General features: G+C 61.4%; 19 protein-coding genes. 15 read left to right on the top strand and 4 right to left on the bottom strand.

What is annotated here, in order from left to right; all coding sequences use genetic code 11:
* Window positions 1-52 precede the first annotated feature (52 nt).
* From G6N35_RS24375 to G6N35_RS24340, 8 genes are all read left to right on the top strand, one after another.
* Window positions 53-1,162: a GGDEF domain-containing protein gene (locus tag G6N35_RS24375; RefSeq protein WP_163806887.1), complete on the top strand. Its 1,110-nt coding sequence runs from the start codon at window positions 53-55 to the stop codon at window positions 1,160-1,162.
* A gap of 47 nt (window positions 1,163-1,209) precedes the next feature.
* Window positions 1,210-2,556, top strand: coding sequence for an ABC1 kinase family protein (locus G6N35_RS24370; protein ID WP_163806884.1), 1,347 nt, complete (start codon window positions 1,210-1,212; stop codon window positions 2,554-2,556).
* A 2-nt stretch (window positions 2,557-2,558) separates the two neighbouring features.
* Window positions 2,559-3,470, top strand: a complete 912-nt coding sequence (locus G6N35_RS24365; protein ID WP_163807906.1) for an alpha/beta fold hydrolase — start codon at window positions 2,559-2,561, stop codon at window positions 3,468-3,470.
* Between the two features lie 112 nt (window positions 3,471-3,582).
* Window positions 3,583-4,467 (top strand): cyclopropane mycolic acid synthase family methyltransferase, encoded by an 885-nt coding sequence (locus tag G6N35_RS24360; protein ID WP_163806882.1) that lies wholly within the window; start codon window positions 3,583-3,585, stop codon window positions 4,465-4,467.
* 128 nt (window positions 4,468-4,595) lie between these two features.
* Window positions 4,596-5,489 carry a cyclopropane mycolic acid synthase family methyltransferase gene (locus G6N35_RS24355; RefSeq protein ID WP_163806880.1) on the top strand — a complete coding sequence of 298 codons (894 nt, stop codon included), beginning with the start codon at window positions 4,596-4,598 and terminating at the stop codon, window positions 5,487-5,489.
* 93 nt (window positions 5,490-5,582) lie between these two features.
* Window positions 5,583-6,281: a YciI family protein gene (locus G6N35_RS24350; RefSeq protein WP_163806878.1), complete on the top strand. Its 699-nt coding sequence runs from the start codon at window positions 5,583-5,585 to the stop codon at window positions 6,279-6,281.
* 2 nt (window positions 6,282-6,283) lie between these two features.
* Window positions 6,284-7,501, top strand: coding sequence for an RNA polymerase sigma factor (locus G6N35_RS24345; RefSeq protein ID WP_163806876.1), 1,218 nt, complete (start codon window positions 6,284-6,286; stop codon window positions 7,499-7,501).
* Window positions 7,502-7,522: 21 nt separating this feature from the next.
* Window positions 7,523-8,584, top strand: a complete 1,062-nt coding sequence (locus G6N35_RS24340) for an alpha/beta hydrolase fold domain-containing protein (RefSeq protein WP_163806874.1) — start codon at window positions 7,523-7,525, stop codon at window positions 8,582-8,584.
* A gap of 393 nt (window positions 8,585-8,977) precedes the next feature.
* On the opposite strand, the gene G6N35_RS24335 is transcribed toward G6N35_RS24340, so the two are convergent.
* Window positions 8,978-9,256, bottom strand: coding sequence for a hypothetical protein (locus tag G6N35_RS24335; RefSeq protein ID WP_163806872.1), 279 nt, complete (start codon window positions 9,254-9,256; stop codon window positions 8,978-8,980).
* 172 nt (window positions 9,257-9,428) lie between these two features.
* Here G6N35_RS24335 and G6N35_RS24330 point away from each other — a divergent pair, with 172 nt between their 5' ends.
* The 7 genes from G6N35_RS24330 (at window position 9,429) to G6N35_RS24300 (ending at window position 17,842) form a co-directional block, all read left to right on the top strand.
* Window positions 9,429-9,644 carry a hypothetical protein gene (locus tag G6N35_RS24330; RefSeq protein WP_163806870.1) on the top strand — a complete coding sequence of 72 codons (216 nt, stop codon included), beginning with the start codon at window positions 9,429-9,431 and terminating at the stop codon, window positions 9,642-9,644.
* A gap of 245 nt (window positions 9,645-9,889) precedes the next feature.
* Complete coding sequence (locus tag G6N35_RS24325; protein WP_246224499.1) at window positions 9,890-11,611, top strand: DUF4012 domain-containing protein; 1,722 nt, start codon at window positions 9,890-9,892, stop codon at window positions 11,609-11,611.
* 46 nt (window positions 11,612-11,657) lie between these two features.
* Window positions 11,658-13,181, top strand: a complete 1,524-nt coding sequence (locus tag G6N35_RS24320; protein ID WP_163806868.1) for a tyrosine-protein kinase domain-containing protein — start codon at window positions 11,658-11,660, stop codon at window positions 13,179-13,181.
* Window positions 13,178-14,227, top strand: coding sequence for a GDP-mannose 4,6-dehydratase (gene gmd, locus G6N35_RS24315; RefSeq protein ID WP_163806866.1), 1,050 nt, complete (start codon window positions 13,178-13,180; stop codon window positions 14,225-14,227). Before G6N35_RS24320 ends, gmd begins: the two co-directional genes overlap by 4 nt.
* A 2-nt stretch (window positions 14,228-14,229) precedes the next feature.
* On the top strand, window positions 14,230-15,204 hold the full coding sequence (locus G6N35_RS24310; protein ID WP_163806864.1) for a GDP-L-fucose synthase family protein: 975 nt from the start codon (window positions 14,230-14,232) through the stop codon (window positions 15,202-15,204).
* Window positions 15,205-15,360: 156 nt separating this feature from the next.
* A complete protein-coding gene (locus tag G6N35_RS24305; RefSeq protein ID WP_163806862.1) occupies window positions 15,361-16,446 on the top strand; it encodes a glycosyltransferase family 4 protein in 1,086 nt (361 codons plus the stop codon).
* A gap of 511 nt (window positions 16,447-16,957) precedes the next feature.
* A complete protein-coding gene (locus tag G6N35_RS24300) occupies window positions 16,958-17,842 on the top strand; it encodes a polysaccharide lyase family 20 protein (protein WP_163806860.1) in 885 nt (294 codons plus the stop codon).
* 86 nt (window positions 17,843-17,928) lie between these two features.
* Here G6N35_RS24300 and G6N35_RS27455 read toward each other — a convergent pair whose 3' ends face one another.
* The 3 genes from G6N35_RS27455 to G6N35_RS24280 all read right to left on the bottom strand — a co-directional run bounded on the left by G6N35_RS27455 (window position 17,929) and on the right by G6N35_RS24280 (window position 23,938).
* Window positions 17,929-20,988, bottom strand: coding sequence for a heparinase II/III domain-containing protein (locus tag G6N35_RS27455; protein ID WP_246224498.1), 3,060 nt, complete (start codon window positions 20,986-20,988; stop codon window positions 17,929-17,931).
* 235 nt (window positions 20,989-21,223) lie between these two features.
* Window positions 21,224-22,474 (bottom strand): glycosyltransferase family 4 protein, encoded by a 1,251-nt coding sequence (locus tag G6N35_RS24285; RefSeq protein WP_163806858.1) that lies wholly within the window; start codon window positions 22,472-22,474, stop codon window positions 21,224-21,226.
* A 126-nt stretch (window positions 22,475-22,600) separates the two neighbouring features.
* Window positions 22,601-23,938 (bottom strand): nucleotide sugar dehydrogenase, encoded by a 1,338-nt coding sequence (locus tag G6N35_RS24280; RefSeq protein WP_246224497.1) that lies wholly within the window; start codon window positions 23,936-23,938, stop codon window positions 22,601-22,603.
* Window positions 23,939-23,942: the final 4 nt, after the last annotated feature.

Here is a 23,942-nt window from a genome sequence, read left to right as displayed (position 1 = left end):
CCAGCGTTTACCCTCATGACCGATCGAGGTAACGACGTCGCGGGGGAACTGGGTGTCAGACGTGGTGCGGCAGTGGTGGCGACATCCGGACCGCTATGACTGGCTGACCGGCTACCTGCGCGCCCGCGGCATCGTGGGCCAGGCCCGTCTGGTGATGGGCGTGGTCGTGGCGGGCCCGGTGCTTTCGTTGTCGATGCTGCTGCACAGTCGGGACGGGGCGGTCGGGGTCGGCAGAGCAGTCGCCTGGGTGCCCACCCTTTTCGGCGTCTTCGCGGTGCTGCTCTGGGCTGTGCGGTGGCCGACGCACCGCGAGTTCATCGCTTTCTCCATCGGGTGTTGTTCGTCGATCGCGATGATCTGCCTTCTGCTGCCTGACCCACGGTCATCGTTGATCTCGACGTACGCATTCATGATCGCGGGATCGCTCCTGGCGCTGTTCCAGAGCCCGAAACTGATGCTCTACAACTTCGTCCTTGTCACCGCGGTTGTCCTGATCGACGTGACGCGGCTGATTGGAGATGGCCACCTCGCGCTGTCCGTCGTCGCGGTGATAGCGGTACTGCTGTCCAACCTCTTTGTGCCGGTTGGTGTCTACAGCCTCGTTTACCGGCTCGGCACGGATCTGGTGCAGGCCGATCGCGATCCGTTGACCGGACTGTTCAACCGGCGTGCATTCCGCAACCAGACGCTCAATCTGATTCGGTCGCCGCAACGCGGTCCGGCGTGGTTGTCCATTGCGCTCATCGACCTCGACGCCTTCAAGGCGGTCAACGACACTCACGGCCACGACGCCGGTGACCGCGTGCTCGCGCACGTGGCACAGGTGTTGGTTGCCAGCGCCGGGCAAGAAGCGATCGTCTCCCGAAACGGTGGCGAGGAGTTCGTCGTCGCCACGGTCACCGCGAACGACGACGCACACTCGCTGGCGCAGCGGCTGTGCGACGCCGTGGCGTCTGCCGCGGTGCCGGTGACCGCCAGCGTCGGGTCGGCCAGCGCCCGCCTCGACGAGATCGGAGCGCTGGATCCCCGCTCGTGTATTGAGGAGCTGATCATCGACGCCGACAGCGCGATGTATCGGGCCAAGCGCAATGGCGGGAATCAGACCCGGCACTATTCGGTCCATCCGGACAGAGGCGGAGCCGCCGAGGAGCACGAGAGCTAACTGCTGAAGTTGGAAGAGTAGCGAAGCTTTTTGGCACACTGGCAAGAATGAGTTCGACCAAACACCGCGAAGTCGCCAAGCTCGATCGGGTTCCGCTGCCGATCGAGGCCGCGCGCATCGGTGCGACGGGTTGGCAGCTCACCCGCACCGGGGCCCGCGTTCTGACCAAATTGCCCAGTCGCGGCCCCTGGCAGGACAAGGTCATCAAGGAGATTCCGAAGACCTTCGCCGAGCTCGGCCCGACCTACGTAAAATTCGGCCAGATCATCGCCTCCAGCCCGGGCGCCTTCGGCGAACCGCTGAGCCGCGAGTTCCGTGGTCTGCTGGATTCGGTTCCGCCGGCCGATACCGCCGAAGTGCACGCGCTGTTGAAACAGGAGCTGGGCGGCGACCCGGCTGAGCTGTTCGCACACTTCGACGAGGAGCCGTTCGCGTCCGCCTCCATCGCGCAGGTCCACTTTGCGACGTTGCACAGTGGCGAGGACGTGGTGGTCAAGATCCAGCGTCCCGGGATCCGGCGACGGGTTGCCGCCGATCTGCAGATCCTCAAGCGGTTCGCCCAGCTCGTGGAGTTCGCCAAGTTGGGCCGGCGGTTGTCGGCCCAGGACGTGGTGGCCGATTTCTCCGACAACCTCGCCGAGGAGCTGGACTTCCGCATCGAGGCTCAGTCGATGGAGGCCTGGGTGTCCGGGCTGCACGGATCGCCGCTGGGCCGCAACATCCGCGTCCCTCAGGTGCATTGGGAGTTCACCAGCGAGCGGGTGCTGACGATGGAACGCGTGCACGGGGTGCGGATCGATGACGTCAAGGAGATCCGCAAGAAGGGCTTCGACGGCACCGAACTGGTCAAGGCGCTGCTGTTCTCCACGTTCGAGGGCGGCCTGCGGCACGGCCTGTTCCACGGCGACCTGCACGCGGGCAACCTGCTGGTCGACGACGACGGCAAGATCGTGTTCCTGGATTTCGGCATCGTGGGCCGCATCGACCCGCGGACCCGCTGGCTCTTGCGAGAACTGGTCTATGCGTTGCTGGTCAAGAAGGACCACGCGGCCGCGGGCAAGATCGTGGTGCTGCTCGGCGCGGTGGGCACGGTCAAGCCCGAGGCGCAGGCTGCCAAGGATCTCGAGGCCTTCGCCCAGCCGCTGACGCTGAAATCCCTGGGCGACATGTCCTATGCGGAGATCGGTAAGCAGCTGTCCACGTTGGCCGATGCCTACGACGTCAAGCTGCCGCGTGAGCTGGTGCTCATCGGCAAGCAGTTCCTCTACGTCGAGCGCTACATGAAGCTGCTGGCGCCGAAGTGGCAGATGATGAATGATCCGCAATTCTCCGGATACTTCGCCAACTTCATGGTCGAGGTCAGCCGGGAACACCAGAGCGACGTCGAGGTCTGAGCATCGTGGAAATCCGCTCGGGTACGGCTCACATCAGCGACGACCTCGAGATCTACTACGAGGACATGGGTAACCCCGGCGATCCGCCGGTGCTGCTGGTCATGGGCTTGGGCGCTCAGCTTCTGTTGTGGCGCAACGGCTTTTGTGAGCGACTGGTCGATCAGGGCCACCGCGTCATCCGGTACGACAACCGCGATGTGGGCCTGTCGTCAAAGCTGCACGGGCAGCGGGCGGGCGGCGCGCTGGTGCCGAACCTGCTGCGCTCCTTCGTCGGCAAGCCCAGCCAATCGGTGTACACCCTCGAGGATCTGGCCGACGACGCCGCCGGCCTGCTGGACCATCTGGACATCGACCGAGCTCATGTTGTCGGCGCGTCGATGGGCGGCATGATCGCGCAGATCTTCGCCGCCCGCTACGCGCAGCGGACCAATGCGCTGGGAATCATCTTCTCCTCCAACAACTCTGCGTTCCTGCCGCCGCCGGCGCCACAAGCATTGTTGTCGTTGATCAAGGGCCCGTCGCCGGACTCCCCGCGTGAGGTGATCGTCGAGAATTCGATCCGCGTCAGCAGGATCATCGGATCGCCGGGTTTCCCCGCAAGCGAGGAGAAGCTGCGCGCCGAGGCGATCGAGGCCTACGAGCGGGCCTACTACCCGCAGGGCATCGCGCGGCATTTCGGGGCAGTACTGGGTAGCGGCAGCCTCAAGCGCTACGACAGGCAGATCAGCGCTCCCACCGTCGTCATTCACGGCCGCGCAGACAAATTGATGCGCCCGTCAGGTGGGCGCTCCATCGCCTCGGCGATTCCGAACGCCCGCCTGGTGCTGTTCGACGGAATGGCGCACGATCTGCCCGAGGAATTGTGGGATGACATCGTCGGCGAGCTGAAGACCACCTTCTCCGAGGCGAGCTAGTCTCAGATTGCTGGGTTAAGCTCGGCTCTGCAATACAGCGGTGATCGCTGATCGTGTCGGGGGCGATACGTGGTTGCTGCCTTAAGCATCTTGCGAAAGGCGCACCGAAACAATGCCCAAACGGCTCACACCCCATTTTGACGACGTCCAGGCCCACTACGACCTGTCCGACGATTTCTTCCGGCTCTTCCTCGACCCCTCCCAGACCTACAGCTGCGCCTACTTCGAGCGCGACGACATGACGCTGGAAGAAGCGCAGCTGGCCAAGATCGATCTGGCCCTGGGCAAGCTCGGTCTGCAACCAGGGATGACCTTGCTCGACATCGGCTGCGGCTGGGGTGCCACCATGCTGCGCGCCTTGGAGCGCTACGACGTCAACGTCATCGGGCTGACGTTGTCGAAGAACCAGCGCGACCACGTCGCCCGGCTGTTCGCCGAGTCCGGGAGCCCCCGCACGAAGCGGATCGAGCTGATGGGCTGGGAGGAGTTCGACGAACCCGTCGACCGGATCGTGTCGATCGGCGCTTTCGAGCATTTCGGCTTCGACCGCTACGACGACTTCTTCACCATGGCCTACAAGGCGCTGCCCGATGACGGAGTGATGCTGCTGCACACCATCACCGCGCTGACCTTGCCGCAGATGACCGAGCGCGGTATGCCGCTGACCATCGAGGTGGCCAAGTTCGTCAAGTTCATCGTGACCGAGATCTTCCCGGGTGGGCGGCTGCCGACGATCGAGAAGGTCGGGGAGCATTCGGCGGCGGCCGGCTTCACCCTGACCCGGACGCAATCGCTGCAGCCGCACTACGCCCGCACGCTGGACCACTGGGCGGCTGCCCTGGAGAGCAACCGGGACCAGGCCATCGCGGTGCAGTCGCAGGAGGTCTACGACCGCTACATGCGCTACCTGACCGGATGTTCACAAGCGTTCCGGATTGGGTACATCGATGTCGACCAATTCACGCTCGAGAAAGAGCCCCGGCAAACACACAGCTAGAGCATCATTTTCGCAGGACGCCGGTGGGGCGTAACGCTATGGTGTGCGTCACATGGGGCATACTGACCACCACACACCGCCACATGCGGGGGCCGTGGCGATGAACATTAAGGAAGGTTTTGACAACCATGCCCGAGGCAACTGACACCAAGGACATGCGCCCCCACTTCGAGGAAATTCAGGCGCACTACGACCTGTCGGATGACTTCTTCGGGGTTTTCCAGGATCCGACTCGCAAGTACAGCTGCGCGTTTTTCACCGGACCGAGCGCCACCCTCTCCGAGGCCCAGATCGCCAATGTCGACCAGCACCTCGACCGGCTCGATCTCAAGCCCGGTATGACACTGCTCGAGGTGGGCTGCGGCTGGGGGCTGACCCTGCAGCGCGCGATGGAGAAGTATGACGTCAACGTCATCGGGCTGACGTTGTCGAAGAACCAGAAGGCCTACTGCGACCAGTTGCTGGCCAAGGCCGACAGCGACCGCACTTTCGATGTGCGGTTGGAAGGCTGGGAGCAGTTCGACGCACCGGTGGACCGGATCGTGTCGATCGAGGCCATCGAACACTTCGGATTCGAGCGCTTCGACGATTTCTACAAGAAGTGCTTCGACATCCTGCCGGACGACGGCCGGATGACCATTCAGAGCAGCTGCGGCTACCACCCCGATGACCTGCAGGCCCGCGGCAAGAAGCTGACCTTCGAGCTGGCGCGCTTCGCCAAGTTCATGGCCGAGGTGATCTTCCCGGGCGGCCGCATCCCGAGCACCAAGATGTTGGTCGAACACGGCGAGAAGGCCGCGTTCGTCGTCCCCGAGCCCTTGTCGCTGCGTAACCACTACATCAAGACGCTGGGCATCTGGGCGGCCCGCCTCGAGCAGCACAAGGACGAGGCCATCGCGGCGGCCGGCGTCGAAAGCTACGACAACTACATGCGGTATCTGACCGGCTGCCAGTACTACTACCTCGATGAGGCGCTCGACGTGAGCCTGGTGACGTACCTCAAGCCGGGAGCTGCTGCGTAATTTTCGGCACGGGTGTCGGATTCGGCATTCGCCATTCGTCGATCAGGTAGAGAGTGGGACGACGGGTTCTGCTCCTGACTGAGGGACGAGACGATGTACTACTTCGCACTTCTCCAGACGCCGCCGCGTGACCTGGCGCCCGAGGACTTCCAGGCCGAGATGCAGGCCTATACCGACTTCCATGCGCGAGCTCGCTCGGCCATCCGGGGCGGGGACGCGTTGGGCCCGGCGGCCGAGGGCGTGCGTATCGACGGCGGCCCCGACCACCCGGTCATCACCGATGGTCCGTTCGCCGAGGGCGCCGAGGTCGCGGGCGGCTTCTACGTCTTCGAGGCCGACAATCTCGACGATGCCCTCGAGCTGGCCAAGCAGGTACCGGCGGCGCGCTATGGCGCGGTCGAGGTCTGGCCGATCGTGCACTTCAATGCTCCCGAGCAGCCGATTACCGGTTCGGACTGGCTGGCGCTGCTGCTGGAGCCGGCCGCCGAGGTTGCGGTACCCGGCAGCGACGAATGGAATGCGATGGCCGCCCGGCATGTGGAATTTGGTGCCGCGGCGGGTGCCCACGTGCTGGGCGGCGCGCCGCTGCATCCGCCGAGCACGGCGACGACCGTCCGGGTGCGCGACGGCGAGGTGCTTCTCACCGACGGTCCGTTCGCCGAGGGCGCCGAAGTGGCAAACGGCTTTTATCTGCTGCGGGCGGCGGATCGTGACGAGGCAGCCAAGCTGGCGTCGATGATCCCGGCGACGGCGATCGAGTTGCGCCGTCTGGCGGGCGTTGCCCAGCTCTAGCGATGCAGTCCCTGGATGGCGTCTTCCGGCGCGAGTGGGGTCCGACGGTGGCCGCGCTGGCCCGTTGGTCGGGCGATCTGTCGGTCGCCGAGGACGCCGTCCAGGAGGCCTGCTCGGACGCGGTGCGCGCGTGGTCACGGGACGGATTGCCGGACAACCCTGGGGCATGGCTGGTGACGGCCGCCCGCAACCGGGCACGCGACCGGCTCCGACGCGAATCACTGCGGCCGGGAAAGGAATTGGCGGCCGTGCTTGACGATATTGTGGCCCGTACCGACCGGTCGGACGTGCACCCGGTGCGCGACGACGAATTGCGGATGATGTTCACCTGCGCCCACCCCGCTCTGGACCGCGCCGCACAACTGGCGCTGACGCTGCGACTGGTGTCGGGTTTGACGGTGCCCGAGATCGCCCGGGCGCTGCTGCAGAGCGAGGCCGCCGTCGGTCAGCGAATCACTCGGGCCAAGAACAAGATTCGCCACGCCAATATCCCGCTACGGGTTCCCGATGCCGACCTGCTGCCACAGCGCACGCCGCATGTGCTGTCCTGCATCTACTCGGTGTTCACCGAAGGCTATTGGTCGACGGCCGGGCCGTCGGCAATCCGGGACGAGCTGTGCGACGAGGGGGTACGGCTGGCTGGCGAACTGTGCGCATTGATGACCGATGAGCGCGAAGCGCATGCGCTGTATGGCCTTGTGCTCCTGCACGATTCACGGCGACACACCAGGGTGGACAGCACCGGGGCGCTGGTGCCGCTCGACGAGCAGAATCGCCGGCGATGGGATCGCGGCAAGATCACCCGCGGCTTGGCGTCGCTGCGCCGGGCCGAGGGCTCGACGGGACCGTATCTTCCGCAGGCCGTGATCGCGGCGGTGCATTCGACCGCACCGGACTGGGAGCAGACCGACTGGGCAACGATCTGCCTGGCCTATGACCGGCTGCTGGAGCTCACCGACTCCCCCGTCGTCCGGGTGAATCGGGCACTGGCGGTCGGGCTGCGGGACGGACCCGAGGCCGGCCTGGCCACGTTGGACACGTCGGCCCATGACCCGCGGCTGGCCCGATCGAACCTGGCCGCCACCGTGCGCGCCGATCTCCTGCGCCGGGCGGGCCGTCACCGCGACGCCGCCGAGTGGTACCGGAACGCGCTGGAACGCAACGGCTCTGAACCCGGGCGGGCATTTCTCCGACGGCGAATCGCCGAATGCGGGGGCTGATTGCGGGCTACGCTCCGCTTCATGACGGCTGGTCGACTCGCTGATCCGAAGTGCACCCTGGGGACCGATCCCCGATCCGATCCCCGGATGGTGGCGGCGTTCGCCCCACTCGGGCTGGCCGACGCGCTGCCTGAGGCCCCGCTGACGGTCGACTCCCCTATCGAGCACCGACTCGGCTACGCGGCCGCCGCCGAGGAGGCCATCGGCGCGGTGTTCGACATGCTGGCCCTGGCAGCCCCAGCACCGACCGGTGTCACCACCACCACGGTCACGATTCCCGGCGGGGACGGCAACGAGCTGACCTTGTTCATCAGCCGGCCGGAGCAGGTGTCCGGCCCGCTGCCGGCGGTCGTGCACTTCCACGGCGGCGGCATGGCGATCGGCAGTGCGGCCGATGCCGCCTATCGCCACTTGCGTGAGGCGTTGGCAGCCACCGGATTGGTGGCGGTCGGGGTCGAATTCCGGAACTCGGCCGGACGCCTGGGTGTGCATCCCTATCCGGCGGGGTTGAACGACTGCGCGGCGGCCACCCGATGGGTGTACGCCAACGCCGCCGAATTGGGCGTCAGCCATCTGATCGTGGCGGGCGAGTCCGGTGGCGGGAACCTGACGCTGACCGTGGTCCACAAAGCCAAGCGGGAAGGCTGGCTCGGTGAGATCGCCGGCGCCTATGCGCAGTGCCCGTATATCTCGAACCGGTGGCTGGACTACCCCGAGGAATTCCCGTCGCTGCGGGAGAACGACGGTTACTTCATCAGCTGCCAGCAAGCAGCGCTGCTGGGATCGCTCTATGACCCGTCTGGGACACATGTGAACGATGTGACCTGCTGGGCCGGACAAGCCTCGGCTGAAGAGCTGGAGGGATTGCCGCCGCACGTCATCTCCGTCAACGAGCTCGATCCGCTGCGCGACGAAGGACTCCTCTACTACCGCCGGCTGCTCGCCGCCGGCGTCCCTGCGGTCGAGCGGATCGTGGTGGGCACCTGCCACGGCGGGGACCTGCTGTTTCCCGCTGTCATGCCGGACGTATTCGGGTCGACGGTGCGCGATATCAGTGGCTTTGCGTGGTCGGTGGGAATCTAGCGATTCAGCCGTTGTTAAGTTGAACAATCAAGCGGTTCGGCTGACTGCCCAACACCTACCGTGTCACCGAATTCCGTCGACCCACTTCGACGTCAGCTGGGATCGGTTACTCGATCAGCAAATCACACGGCGATAACGGTAATAGCGGCAATGGGTCCAACCCCACGAGCCGCTCGAGCCCAGCCGCTCTCCAGGGCGTCCCGAACGGGTGCACAGACGGCTGAAAGTGGCCGTTGAAGTGCGAGTTTCTATTGACGTCTCAGCCAGTGCTCAGGTACGGTACGATCAGCTCGTCGGACAGATCATTAGGGCTGGCCGTTAAACTTTCGGAGTCGGGCAATAGGGGCCAATAAGGGGGGGTTGGATTATGTCGTCTGCATTGTCCAAAAAGATTCAAGCAGGCTTAGCCACCGTCGCGCTGAGCGCCGCAGCCACAATTTCTCCCGCGGTGGTCGCGCACGCCGCGCCAGGCCTCGCGCCCATTGCACAAGAAGGCCCCGGTTCCGGAGCTTCTGGATCCAGCAACAAGTCCAACTCGTCCGGGACTACTTCCGGATCGAACACTTCCCCCGGCTCTTCGTCGGGCTCAAGCAGCTCCCCCGGCGCGGGCAGCTCGCCCAGCACCGGCGGCTCGTCAAGCACGCCGAGCGCGCCCGGCACCTCAACCGGCACCGGCCACTCCGGCCGCACGGGCAGCTCGAACTCCGGTTCCGGTACACCCGGCTCTGGCGCCTCAGTGCCCCCGAGCGGAACACCAACGCCCACACCCACCCCTCCGACGACGTCGGGCAGCTCTCGATCGGCAGCCTCTAGCACCGACGACCTCGGCCCCATCGGAAACCTGGTGAAGGTGACGGTGCAGATCGCCGGCACGATTGCCTACGGGCTTCTCGATACCACCGCTGGGGTGATCAAGCTCGTCGGTCAGTACATCAGCACCATCCCCGTCATCGGTCCGCCGATCGGCAACGTCTTCATCGCCGTGGCTGACGCCACGCAGAACGTCGCGTACGCGGTGGCCCGAGCCACCCACGTCGGCCCGTACAGCACCTCCGGATAGCGTTCTCTGCAATCAAGAACGGCTCGCCGTTGGCCTCGGTGCCAACTGGCGGGCCGTTTTTGGGTTGGGGCCAAAACGTGAAGCCGCGCGTTGTCGCGGACAAACACATTCAAGTAGGAGAAGCTAGCTGCGTGGAAGCTCATTCGCGACGTGTGACCGACGGTGACGGTGCGCCATCACCCGCTGAGGAGGATGGGGCGCCGCCGTGGTTCAAGCGCCGCGGTGTTCGGTGGCCACTCGCGATAGTGGTGCTGCTCATCGGATTTGGCGTATGGCTGGGCATCGAGGCGTTCGCGACGAAGTCGAATCTCGAGCAAGCACGCACCAGCGCCCAGCAAGCCAAAACTGCGCTGTTGCAGGGTAATACCGCAGATGCTTCACGTTTCGCCGCCGACGCTCAGTCGCAAGCCCAAGCTGCCCGCAATGCGGCTCATTCGCTGCCATGGGACATCGCCGCAGGTGTGCCGTGGCTGGGCAGCCCGTTCAAGACGGGTCAGCAGATCTCCGATGTGGTGCTGAACCTGTCGACCGATGTGCTCAAGCCGATCGCGGACGCCGGCACCTCGGTCTCTCCTAGTCATCTGCTGAACGATGGCCGGCTGGACGTCGTAGCGCTGCGCACTGAAGAGCCTGCATTACGCAAGATCGCGACGGATGCGGGCCGGATCAACACCGAAGCTCAAGCGATCTCAGAGTCCAGCTACCTGGGCGCCATCAACACCGCACGATCTCAATTGCAAACGCAGACACAGGATTTGGCGAAACTCCTGAGTAACACCGCACTCGCAGCTCGCTTGGCACCGTCGATGCTGGGCGCCGACGGTCCACGAAGCTACTTCATCGGCTTCCAAACCAACGCGGAGGCCCGCGGGACCGGTGGGCTGCTCGGCGGCTTCGGCGTGGTGCGTTTCGACGACGGCAAGCCGGGCGTCGACGCCCTGGCGCCCAACACCGACTTCAACCGGAAGTTCGCGCCCATCAGCCTTGGGCCCGAATTCGACAATCAGTACGGTTTCACCAACCCCACTACCGACTACCGCAATTCCAATCAGAGCTCGCACTTTCCCTACGCGGCGCAGATCTGGAAATCGATGGCAGACCAAGCAGGCCTGAAGGTCGACGGAGTAATTGCTATCGACCCGGTTGCACTGAGCTACATCCTCGGCGCTACCGGACCTATCGTCATGCCGGATGGGGAAACGGTGACCGCAGACAACGCCGTGGAGCTGACGGAATCGACTGCCTACATCCGATACCCCGATGAAAAGGATCAGCCCGCCCGCAAGAAGTACCTTCAAAGCATTGCCGCCGAAGTCGTCAAGAAGATCACCGGCAAGGTGAAGTCGCCACGCGCCCTGCTGGACGCCATGGGACGTGCGGTTAGCGAGGGTCGGATCGCGGTGTGGAGCTCGTACCCTGAGGAACAGGCACTGCTCGAGCAGACACCGTTGGCGCACATAATTCCCGACGATCCAGCTCCCTATGCCGAAATCGTCCTCAACAATCTCGGTGGCAATAAGCTGGATTACTACCTCGATCGGCAAATCGAGTACGTCGCAGACGGGTGCTATGGCAACACTAGGAGGTCGACCGTGACCGTTCGGCTGAAGAACACCGTCACCAACCCAGAATCCCTGCCTGACAACGTAGCCGGACGACTAGGGTTTTTCCCAAAGGCCGGCAGAGAAGCCATTCCCAAGGGAACCATGATTACCTCCATTCGCTTGCTCGCGACCAAGGGGGCTACGCTCGTCAGCGTCACGTCGAACGGCGTTCCAATTGACGTGCACACCGATACTGAGCGCGGCCATCCAAGCTTCGAAGCTCAAGCGGTGATACCGGCAGGGCAGACAGAAGACCTGGTTTTTCAGCTATCCGAGCCAACGGTTCCAGGCGCCGCGCGAGTTCCGACACAGCCGCTAGTGGGGCCAGTCACCACGAAAGCAACGGTGCCACAATGTTCATGACGAACTACAGCGTGGATGGCAACCCGATAGAGAGCAGCAAGCGTCAGTGAACCTTCAGGACTACGTCAAAGTACTACGGACGCGGTGGATTACGGTCTGCGCGACAACGCTCGTCGCGGTTCTGGCTGCGATTGCCTACACGCTGACTGCCACCCCACAGTACCGAGCCTCGACCCAGCTATATGTTTCGGCATCTTCCGCATCATCAATGAGCGACCTATATCAGGGGAACCGCTTATCTCAGGAGAAGGTGCTGTCCTACGCGCAGTTGATCATGGGCGAAACGTTGGCGCAGCGCACTATCGACCGACTCAATCTGGATATGACTGCAGCATCATTGCGAGCCAAAGTCAGTGCAGCTGCGAAGCCAAATACCGTGCTCATCGACGTCTCAGTGCTTGACCCGTCACCCGCCCGGGCACGAGACATTGCCAACGCCTTGTCGGACGAATTCGTGGAGCTGGTACGAGAATTGGAGACGCCGGTAGGGGGGACAACGCCAAATGCACGGGTTGTCGTCGAACAACGTGCGTCTCTACCCGCTAGCCCCGTTTCACCTAAGAAGTTCCGCAATTTGTTGGCTGGTCTTGCAGGAGGGCTAGCGCTCGGCGTGGGCCTAGCTCTCGTTCGCGACAGACTCGACAACACCGTCAAGGAGCGGAGCACCCTTGAGACGATCACCAGTGTTGGGTTGGTCGGCGGCATCCCGATCGACAAGGAACTACGACGAAGGGCTGCAATCTCGTTCGAAGGGAACAACTCGTCTGTCGCGGAGTCTTTTCGTAAGCTGCGCACCAATCTGCAATTTCTCAATGTGGACGATCCGCCGCGCGTAATCGTCGTGACGAGTGCATCCCCCGGTGAAGGCAAGTCCACTACCGCAGTGAACATCGCGCTGGCGTTGGCCGAGGCCGAACACAATGTGGTGCTGGTGGATGGCGACCTTCGCCGACCTTCAGTCGACAAGTATCTCGACCTCATCGGATCTGTGGGGTTCAGCACCGTGCTCAGCGGCTCAGTCTCGCTGTCTGAAGTTCTGCAGACGACGACATTCACCAACTTGACTGTTCTAACCTCCGGTACCACTCCCCCGAATCCCAGCGAGCTCCTCGGGTCACAAGCTGCCAAAAACATCCTCAGCCAACTGAGGGAGAAATTCGACTACGTAATCATCGATTCGCCGCCGTTGCTGGCAGTCACCGATAGCGCAGTACTCTGCGCCAATTCTGACGGTGCACTGATAGTGGTGCGACAGGGAGAGACGAAGCGCGAGCACCTAACGCAGGCCATTGGCAATCTCACCAGCATTGGAGCGAAGGTGCTTGGTGCAGCGTTCACCATGACATCGGCCCGAAGCGGTACCGAGTACACCTACAACTACAGCTATTACGGGGAGGCGCCCCTCCGCTCGCCCTCCGTCACTGAGGGCGTGACCGAATTAATGGTCCGAGACCACGCCGCGACTGACCCAGACCGCACGTCGGCAAACGGTAGCGAGACCGCCGATGCGGCTGACGCGGAACCTCAGCAGACACCTAAGGCGACTACACGGGATTCAAGGAATCAATGACCAAACGTGCCCTGATCACCGGCATCACCGGACAGGACGGCTCATATCTTGCCGAACTGCTGTTGAGTAAAGGGTATGAAGTCCATGGCTTGATACGTCGCGCGTCGACATTCAATACCTCTCGTATCGACCACCTGTACGTCGACCCGCACGCGCCTGACGCGCGAATGTTCTTGCACTATGGCGATCTCAGCGATGGCGCCCGCATGGTCTCATTGCTGGCTCGTATTGATCCTGACGAGGTCTACAACCTGGCGGCTCAATCGCACGTCCGAGTTTCCTTCGACGAGCCCGAGCACACTGCAGATACCACCGGCACCGGCACCATCCGCATGCTTGAGGCCGTGCGTCTGTCTGGCATCGAAACGCGTTTCTATCAGGCGTCGTCCTCGGAGCTCTACGGTGCCACACCGCCCCCGCAGAACGAGAGCACACCGTTCTATCCCCGCTCGCCCTACGCGGCGGCCAAGCTGTACAGCTACTGGATTACAAAGAATTACCGCGAGGCCTACGGCATGTTCGCGGTGAACGGGATCCTGTTCAATCATGAGTCACCCCGTCGCGGAGAGACTTTCGTAACGCGCAAGATCACGAGGGCTGTCGCTGCCATCAAGGCGGGACTGCAAGAGCATGTCTACATGGGAAACCTCGACTCCATCCGCGACTGGGGGTATGCCCCCGAATACGTTGAGGGCATGTGGCGAATGCTCCAAGCCGACGATCCTGACGATTATGTTTTGGCAACCGGGACGGGCATTACGGTACGGAACTTCCTTGAAGAGGCATTTGGACATGCTGGGCTCGCATGGGAGGACCACGTCCGCTTCGACGAGCGTTACATCCGCCCCACCGAAGTGGACGCCCTGATCGGAGATCCGAGCAAGGTGGGCGACCAGCTCGGTTGGGTCCCCACAGTGAACGGCCGCCAGCTCGCTCGCCTGATGGTTGACGCTGACATCGAAGCACTCAATTACGCCGGACAGCCGTGGATAGATAAGGTACTGCTGCCTGGTTGGAACACTCCGGTCGCCAGAAGCACGATCTGACCATGGCCGATGACGTCGCTTTCACCCCATCCGAACTCGACCGCAGCGCAACGTTTTACGTCGCTGGCCACCGCGGGCTGGCAGGTTCGGCGATGGTTCGACATCTGGAAGCATGCGGGTTCCGCGCCATAGTAGGCAGGACATCTTCCGAACTCGACCTTAGAGACCGCGATGCAGTGTTCGCGTTCTTCGCGGACGTCAAGCCACGATATGTCGTACTCGCCGCGGCCAGAGTGGGCGGAATCCTGGCAAACAGCACCTATCCCGTAGACTTCCTCAGCGACAACCTACGGGTCCAACTCAACGTGCTTGATGCCGCGCGGGAAACCGAAGTTGAACGTCTACTCTTCCTTGGCTCTTCATGCATCTATCCGAAATTCGCTGAGCAGCCCATACGTGAAGAGGCACTCCTCACCGGCTACCTCGAGCCCACCAATGATGCTTACGCAATAGCCAAAATAGCCGGAATTATCCATATTCAGGCAGTACGCCGGCAGTACGGGTTGCCGTGGATCTCGGTGATGCCCACCAATCTGTATGGGCCGCAAGACAACTTCTCGCCCACCACTTCACACGTCTTACCGGCACTGATCCGACGCTATTGTGATGCCGAAGCAGCTGGCCGGGAGTCGGTGACGAACTGGGGAACCGGCACACCACGCCGGGAGTTCCTGCACGCCGACGATATGGCGAGTGCCTGCTTGCATCTCCTGGAACAGTACGATGGACACCAACACGTGAACATCGGAACCGGCACGGATGTGACCATCAGGGAAATCGCCGACACGATTGCCGGAATCGTCGGCTACGAAGGGGAAACCCTCTGGGACGCGACCAAACCAGACGGGACCCCCCAAAAGCTCCTCGATGTTTCCAAATTATCCCAAACAGGTTGGACACCGAAGATCGATCTGCGGGAGGGCTTGGAACGAACAATCAATTGGTATCGAGAGCACGTGCACGCGCTTCGGGAATGAGCGCTGCCGTGCACGAGATGAATAGTCGCCGTTCCGCTAGCGGAATTATCCCGCCCCCGATACGAAGCTGACCCGCCATATAGAATGACGAAAGGCCACCAGAATGGGACTGCCACTAGATTGATGAGCCGAGGATCTTCATCAAATCAGTCAGCAGTGCTGCAGCTCATCTCGTCTCTTCAGGTTGGTGGCACGGAACGTTTGTTGGTGAATTTCGTAAAGAGTTGCGCAGACGTGCCGAATTTTTCGCAGGTCGTCGTTGTTATGAATGACCGTATCGACTCAGACTTGGCTTCAGAACTAAACTCGACGGAAGTGCCCGTCTACTATCTCAACCGTCCGCAGGCTAGCAAGAATCCGAGATACCTCCTCGCGCTGTTGAAGATTATCCAGAACCATGGAATTTCCGTCATTCATTCACACAATCGCGGCTCAAAATATTGGGCGATGCTGTGTAGACTCACGATGACGAAACTCAAGTTGGTCTTCACCTTCCATTACACACAGATCAGCATGGCGCGCTGGGAGGTGTACCTACATAACGCCATGATTGATGCCACCATTGCAATCTCCCAGTCAGTCGCCGCAGAAGCACGTTCCCTTCGTTTGCGTCGGGTAAAGCAGATCGAGAACGGAATACCCACTGCGGATTTTGGCTCCATTGCGCTACGGACCTCTGGGTCCCGAACAAGAATTATATCGGTGGGCAGATTGTCTCTCGAGAAAAAGGGACAAGACATTCTCGTGCGAGCGATAAAACGTTGCGTTGACCGAGGCTTGGACGTCGAATGCACTTTGATGGGCAGTCCAGCTACTGGCGATTTCGAGACGCTCCCACAGCTCCAAACCTTGACATCTACCCTACAGCTAGATGACCGGATCAATTTTGTTCTGGGCAGAAGCGATGTAGCAACAATGCTTGGCAATTCTGACATATTTGTCTTACCGTCACGCCATGAAGGATTTGGTTTAGCACTAGTAGAGGCTATGGCCGCGGGATTGCCGGTCATCGCATCAGACATTGAGGGTCCCGCCGACATACTGACTGATGGAATCGACGGGCTACTTTTCAAGTCGTGCTCTGAAGAGCAGCTAGCCGATAAAATCGAGATCCTGATCCAATCTCCCGATCTCGCCGACACGCTGCGCGTCAATGGAAGAACAACATCAGCCAAATACGATATTTCAATGATGCGAGACAAGTGCATAGATATCTATGGGAACTTGATGGAGAGGGAGTAGCGGCCCGCTTTTTAGCCGTACGCCCCATGACGTGTCAATCGAGGGCAGAGGCGCCATCGGCGGATGACCTCAAAGTGGCGGGTGCGCTACGGGGCTGCTCGCCACCGCTGGCCTCGGCCGAATTGCCGGCATCCCTGCCCTCACAACGTGGTCAGAGTTTCAATTCACCCCCAGCACACGTCACCTTCAGCACACGCGGTTCAGACCGCAATGCGACCGATCTTCAGCAGCCCGGGAAGGCGCGGCCGACGCGTCCGACACATAGATTTGTTCGCTGAGACCAATCACACCCTTAGGCGTCGGGCCCGTCCTCAAGTCGTAACGAACTTGTGATGCACCCTGATAGGCCTGCATAGATTCCCCAAGCATCGGCGCCTATCGCCGTTGATAGCTGGCCAGGGGGACGGTTCGAAGTTCGACGGTCCGCGCTGACCCCCGTACTCTGGTTATGGTCGCCATCTCGATGGTCGGGTTGCGATGGCGCAGGCGGGGAGAGAGAAGAGTTTGCTAGATGGAAGCGTCGCGCAGTCCGGGCCGACTGAGCCGGAGTTTTCCGCTGCTTGCAGTGGCTGCGCTTACGTTGACGTTGTTTTCTGGTAGCTCCGAGGTGAGCCCAGCGATCGCGAATGCTGGCGGACCCATATCGCCTTCGGTGGCGCCGGATCCCCTGACCCACACCGCCTACAAAACTCTGTTGGCGGGCGTCGATAGCTATGCCTATTGGACTGACCAAGTGAAGACGCCCGATCGGGTCCAGTATGTAGATGATCCGATGCATCAGCGGGGCATCGTGCAGCGCGTCGAAGTCCAACCCGGCGACAACGGAGTTGCGGGGTCGAATAGCGGGGAACGCGCCGAAGTGATCAATTCATCCGATCTGGGCGGCTTTCAGGACGGGGACACACTGGTGATGTCCTGGGGACTCTTGATTGACTCGGCCTTCGCGAGCCCGCCTGGCACCTGGAACGGCTTCGTTCAGATCCATGCCTCCGGTGGTGGGAACCAAGCGCCACTGTCGCTTCGCCTCGGTAGTGACGATGCCGATCTGGTTCTCGGACTATTTGGTGGCGGTGACTGGACTCCTTGGGGACAGCCGGATGGCACGGTCGCTGAGACGATTGATCTCGGCGCCCTAGCCAAAGATCAGTGGCACGACTTCGTCATGGCGGTGCATTTTGGATGCACGGGCACGGGGTATGTTCAGCTCTGGCTCGATGGTCAACAGGTGGTAGACGCACGTGATCGCAAGATCGGATATTGCGGTGATCCGGGCATGTACTGGAAGCAGGGCTTCTATCGTTCCGCGTACGACAAAACCACTCGGCTTTGGTTCAGCGACACCTACCGTTGGGCGACTGTTCCCGATGCCTTCAGCAATTACAGGGCCCGCGTCTGACCGCGCGAGGACTCACTCCGAGTGGATGTTCTGACTGACGCGCACGTCCCAACGACACACTCGAGATTGACAGAAGTTGCCATGCCTTAGTCACGAGGTATGTTCCTACGTTGCAAGATGGTCCGGTAGATCTTGTCGATCCGGTCTGCAGCTATCTCGATATTGAATTCCTCTTCAATTCGTCGATAGGCCGATGCCCCATAACGAGCCCGTGCGTCGCTATCACTCACGACCTGAAGGAGCGCGCTCGCAAGCATCTCTGTGTCGTCTGGTTCGACAAGAATGCCGGCGGAGTCGCTCAGCATCTCGGGAATACCACCGACCGTACTGGCGACGACGCATATGCCTCGGGACATGGCCTCGAGTATCGCCATGGGCTGCCCTTCGTTCATCGAAGGCAGAACCAGCACTTGAACATCGTTCAACAGTGCCGCAACCTGATATTCCGACAACCAGCCGCGCACCTCAACGCTTGCGTCGATCCCGAGTTCCGCGATCCTGTTGCGAAGGCGATCGATCTCACCGTCACCAGCAATTGTCAGTTTGACCGGCGGGCAGTCGGTATGTGCGACTAATTTCGCCCAAGCCTCTAGAAGCGCGAAAGTGCCCTTGCGTTCCCCTACTTCGCCTAGGAACACGACGTGTGCAGGGCTGACGGAGTCCTGTTGAACCTTGCTTTGCAGCCGTACGGCGTTGGGAACTACCTCGATACGAGCATTGGGCGCGATCCGATGGAGTTCTTCCGCCCAGTGACTCCCGAGCGCGATTACTGCGTCCGCGTGCTCGAGCGCAGTGCGGATCAGTAGACGTCCCGGTCTTGATGCACCGTCGGCGAATTCGTTAAACCGGGACCCGTGGACGTGAAGAACCACTGGAAGCCGGAACGCTTTGGCCGTCCACATCACCAAGAACTTGCGTACGAAGCTTCCGTAGGACGACATGTGAATGTGGGCGATCTGGGGCCGTCTGGTTATCAAGTGCCACACGAAATCGCCGAAACCGTACACGAACATTGCGCACCGGGTCAGCGTGCCACCGTTGCAGTGAGTAGCCACGTGATGCACGTCCCAGCTCCGCCATAGATCTGTCTCGCGCACATTCCGGACGTATGTAGAGATCCCTCCGCGGGTGGATAAGCTCGTCGAAACCCACACTGCACGGCCGAGTCTTCCAACCTCGCCAGTCCTTACCGGGATCGTGACCGCGCGCCTCTCACCTTCCTCGCTCCATTGCACCTCGACCCGATCGCCCTCGACCTCGACTGACAAGCCGTCGGCTCTGTAACCGTCGGATGCCGCGAGCAGGGTTGCGATGACGACAGGAAGCTCGACATTGGCGACTGCGCCTAGCCACCACGAAGGTGTGCGGCTCTCTAATCGATCGGACCACCAGCCCAAGTTCTGCATGGTGTCGCCTCGGACCTCGTCGACCACCAGCGGCGCATTTGACGCGTACAGCAATTGCAGAACGGCAGAACCCTGCCGGGACACGTTGTGCCCGGATGAGATTCGCTCCACCTCAAGGCTGGGATGAAGTGGCCAGGAAGCCCTCACCTCATGGCTGCCAGTCCCGGTGACCACATCCACTACCAACTGCCAGGGCTCATCACCGGGGGCGATCAAGAGGCGTCGGTGGACAGGGCCGCCCGGAAGACGCGTGTAGCCATCGTGTTCCGCGTCGACAACTCCTGCGTTCAAGTCAATCTCGCGAACATGTGTGCGTGCGTGCCGCAACCACATGAACGCGCCGGCGTTGATCGACTGATCCTGATCGTCAATACAGACAGTCGCATGGGCGCGCGTCCCCCGCATTGCCGAGCGCCACTCTGGATGCCCGTAATAGCTCCCTGTACCCGGATCGCCGATGATCTCTTGGCCATCAGCGCTCACAGTGACGGCCAACGCATCAGCGTGGCCGTGGGCGGCAATGGATAGATACCCCAGTGGGCCGACATCCATCATGGTGCGGCGGCGTCCGCTGCGTAACACGACCAGACCGCCATCAGGTGCGACGAAGCTCTGCGGTTCCGCGACGGGTGTTGAAGCTGTCAATGATGAGCGGGGCGCTACTACGCGGTACCACTGCGAAGTCAATGTCTCGTTACCGAATGCCTTACCAGCAGAAGCCCAATCGAAGACCGACACGATTCCAAGATGATCCCGAATGTCTCGCACGCCTTCGGGCCCGAGCCGCAAAGCGAAGCCCTCGTCGTCATCACCGTATCGCGGGGGTGGATCGTCTTGTCCAATCACTCCCGCAAGAAACGACGTGCTACGACTGATGGCATCGACAAGCTGCCGAGGCGCGCGCCCGTCCCGCTGGAGCAGCAGAACGGCGACAACCTGCATCAGCTCGACGGTGAACATTTGGTAGCCGATGGCCTGTTCAGCGCCAACCCCGTCAGGCAGTATCTGTCTCTCCGCCTCGGCGCACAGAATCTGGACTGCTGACACCTCCCACTCGGACGATTGTGGGAACTCGGGAAACATCAGCGCGATGACAGCAAGTCCTGCCATCTCGCCTACCAGGTGATTGTTAGCAGAGCTGTAGAGCGAGCGGTCTTGCCAGCAACGGCGGGCACTTTCATTGAGGACTGCGAGGATCTTGTCGAAGCGGTCGACCGTAAGCTCAGCGGAATCGCGCAGCCCCTGCAGAGCCACCGCAATCGAGACGGCGCGAATTCCAGCCTCGAACGCGCCACGCCACGCTATGCCGTGGCCGGGTGGATTCTGGTCGATCCAGGAATCCAGGTGCTCGAAGGCCGCCCGCTCATAGCGAACATCATCAGTGAAGAGCCAGGCCTGCGCCAACCACGGCAAATGCTGGAGACGGTTGAGTTCCCAGATCCACTTGACGTCGCCATCAAACACACGGTGGTTGATCCGCTCTGACGGAAGCTGCGGCCAATGGACATTGGAGATTGGGTCGTAATGCCAGTCGATCGGCCGGTCCAGCGTCACATCCGGATAACCGAAGAAGCGAAAAGAGGGTTGGATTGCGCTGTCAGCCGCTTCCAAGAGCGAATCGAGAAGCGCTGGATAGTCCGCGCGAATCGCTTGCGCGCGTTGCCGATCAAGGAGCACAGGGCGGCCATCACCAAGCCGAAAGCGTTCCAGCGCAGTCCGCACGTCAAGCGAGCCGGTCAACTTGACAGTCCCCTCGGTGTGCCCGCCACCAGTTCTTAGGCGGTGTAGCTGTCTGGTTACTCGCCAGAGGACTTCGCGTGCACCCATGGTTCGAAGCCGATGTGCGTACCAGCTGAGACGACTCATGCGAAGTACCCAGGGGCGCCGGTGAGACCAAAGTGCGTCTTTACGGCCGCAGACTTCCTCATCGCTTAACGGCCCCATCCGGCGATCGAAGACGAGACTTCAGGAACCATCAGGGGACTCGTTGGCCGGGCGCGTAGCCCGCGGTGTTCGGTTCGCCGAGCAATCGTTGGTAGAACGCGACCAGCTGTCGGCTGGAGAACTCCCAAGACAGCTGTCTTTCGAGCCGGCTTCTCCCAAACTGACCCATTTCAGCTCGGCGCGTGGGGTCATCGAGGAGATCGCTGATCGCCCGCGCGAACGCGACTTCGTCATTTGCTGACACATAGATTGCAGCGTCGCCAGCCGAATGACGGGCCTCGATGAGTTCGAAGGACACAATCGGGCGCGACATCGCCATGTACTCAAGAACCTTATTCATAGTCGAAACGTTATTGAGCGGGTTTAGCGGGTCCGGGGACAGACAAACGTCAGCCGTCGAGAGGCAACGCTGGACGTACTCGTCAGGAACCCGACCCGGGAATTCCGCGATGTCATCGATGTCCAGGCTCTTGGCCAGCGCAACCATATCGGCGTAGCTGTCCCCAGCTCCCATGAAGATGCAATGGAAGTCATCGCGACCGATGTCGTCGCGCAGTATCTTTAGTGCCCGCAACGCATAGTCAACGCCATCTTGGGGCCCCATGACGCCAAGATAGGCAAGGAGGTAGCGCTTGCTGTTGCGCAGGCTGTCATCTGGGGGTCGCGGGACAAAACGACTGAGATCCGGCGCGCTGCGTACGACCGTGACTCTTTCTGGCGGCACCTTGCCTCGGCCAATGGCCACCTGCCGATAACTCTCGTTTGTGGAGATCACGCCATCCGCAGCTGCAAAAGTCAGACGTTCAACGAATCGGGTCGCCCAATACAGAATTGCCGAGGGACGCGAGAAGCGCGACTGGAACAGCTCGGGCACGAGGTCATGGTGGTCGAAAACGAAACGTGTGCCGAAGGGTCGAAGAGCCAGTGCGACGAGAAAGAGTAGGTCCGGTGGATTGCACGCGTGTACAGCATCGATCGCGCCCTTCCGACGGACCTTCACTGCAAGCTTCAACGTGTGCCAGAGCGCGAGAGCGTATTCCCGGAGATATCCGGTTGGTCCTCCCGCCGCTGGGCGCAGCGGGTAGCGCAGGATGCGGATGCCGTTGAGTACCTCCTCGCTGAGATGGTCACGATTCACCCCAGCCGGACAGATCACAGTCACCTCGAAGCCAGCGTCAACCAGTGCGCAGCTCTCCTGCCACACCCGGCGATCGAAAGGCACCGAAAGGTTTTCGACCAGAATGAGAATGTGCCTTCTCCGGCCAGAGTGCGCTACGTCCATGAGCCTCCCCCGCTCTTCCACCGATTGTAGTTCCCGCTTTGGCATCACACTGTGGGCCCGCAAAAACCGCTGCAACGATAGCTCGGGCTTCAAGGGGTCCGCCGTGACATTCGGCTGGAACGCCCGCTACCAGGCGATGCCCCGATAGCTACCGCTGCCATTCAACTGTTTTGCGTCAGGTAGACGCACTAGGTCGATAACCAGCTGGTCTGCCGCGCGCCGCGTGACCGCGTCACAGACCTCAGGTGTGCGCGAGCCGACGATCAAGATCTCGCCGTGCCGAAGAACTGCGTCGAGGTCGTCAACGAGCAACTGGCCGATATGTGGAAGCCGTTCACTGATATAGGCGCGGTTCGCGCCAACTAGCCGAGACAGCGTGACGTTCGCGTCGAAGACCTTCACCTCGAATCCTTTGCCGATCAGGCGCTCCGCCAATTCAACCAAAGGACTCTCCCGGAGATCATCCGTCCCAGACTTGAATGACAGACCGAAGATCCCGACTTTGCGCCGCCCATCGGCAATGACCAAATCGAGAGCTCTTTGCAAGTGACTCTCGTTGGAGCGCAACAGATTTCCAATCAAGGGCGTGTCTACGATGTTGCGTCGGGCTATGTGGTTAAGCGCCCTGACATCCTTCGGCAAGCAAGAGCCCCCGAAAGCAAACCCAGGCCGCAGATAGGCAGGTCCCAAGTTCAGCTTGGTGTCAGCCAGGAAGATGTCCATTACATCGAATGAATCAAGACCGAGCGACGCACAGATGGCGCCAATCTCGTTAGCAAACGCCACCTTGAACGCGTGAAAGCTGTTGTCAACGTACTTTGTCATCTCAGCGACACTGATCGCCACTGTATAGCGCGGCCCCGGCAGGTTCGCATACAGCGCCATGACGGCCTCAGCCGCACGTGAATCACTAGCCCCGACAACCGTTTTGGGCGGATCGAAAAAATCCGCGACACTTGTGCCTTCGCGCAGAAACTCAGGATTGACGCAGACGCCGAAATCAACGCCCACGCGCTTCCCCGACAACCTTTCAAGCATGGGGATCAGCAGATTCTCGCAAGTTCCCGGAATCATGGTGCTGCGATAGACAACGACGTGCCAGCGGTCCGTGGTCGCGAGAGCCAACCCGATCTGCGAAGTGACCTGCTCGAGGAACGTCGTAGTCAGCTCCCCTGTGTGCGTTGAAGGCGTACCAACACACACCAGAGAAACATCAGACTCAGTTACGGCATCTCGCGCCTCGGTCGTGACCCTCAGCATTCCTGCGGCAACGACCTCAGAAGTCAGGTCGCCGATCCGCTCTTCGACGATCGGCGCCTTCCCGCTGCCGAGCATCTCGACCTTGTCGGCGTTCACGTCGACACCGATGACCTGGCACCCCTGCGACGCCAGGCATACCGCCGAGACGCAGCCAACGTAGCCCAGCCCGTAGACGCCTACGCGCATCCCGATTCGGTCGCTCACGGCT

It is taken from the genome of Mycolicibacterium anyangense, from assembly GCF_010731855.1.
Taxonomy (GTDB): Bacteria; Actinomycetota; Actinomycetes; order Mycobacteriales; family Mycobacteriaceae; genus Mycobacterium; species Mycobacterium anyangense.
The sequence above is the reverse complement of the archived record's forward strand: the minus strand, read 5'-3'. Positions and strand labels throughout refer to the sequence as shown.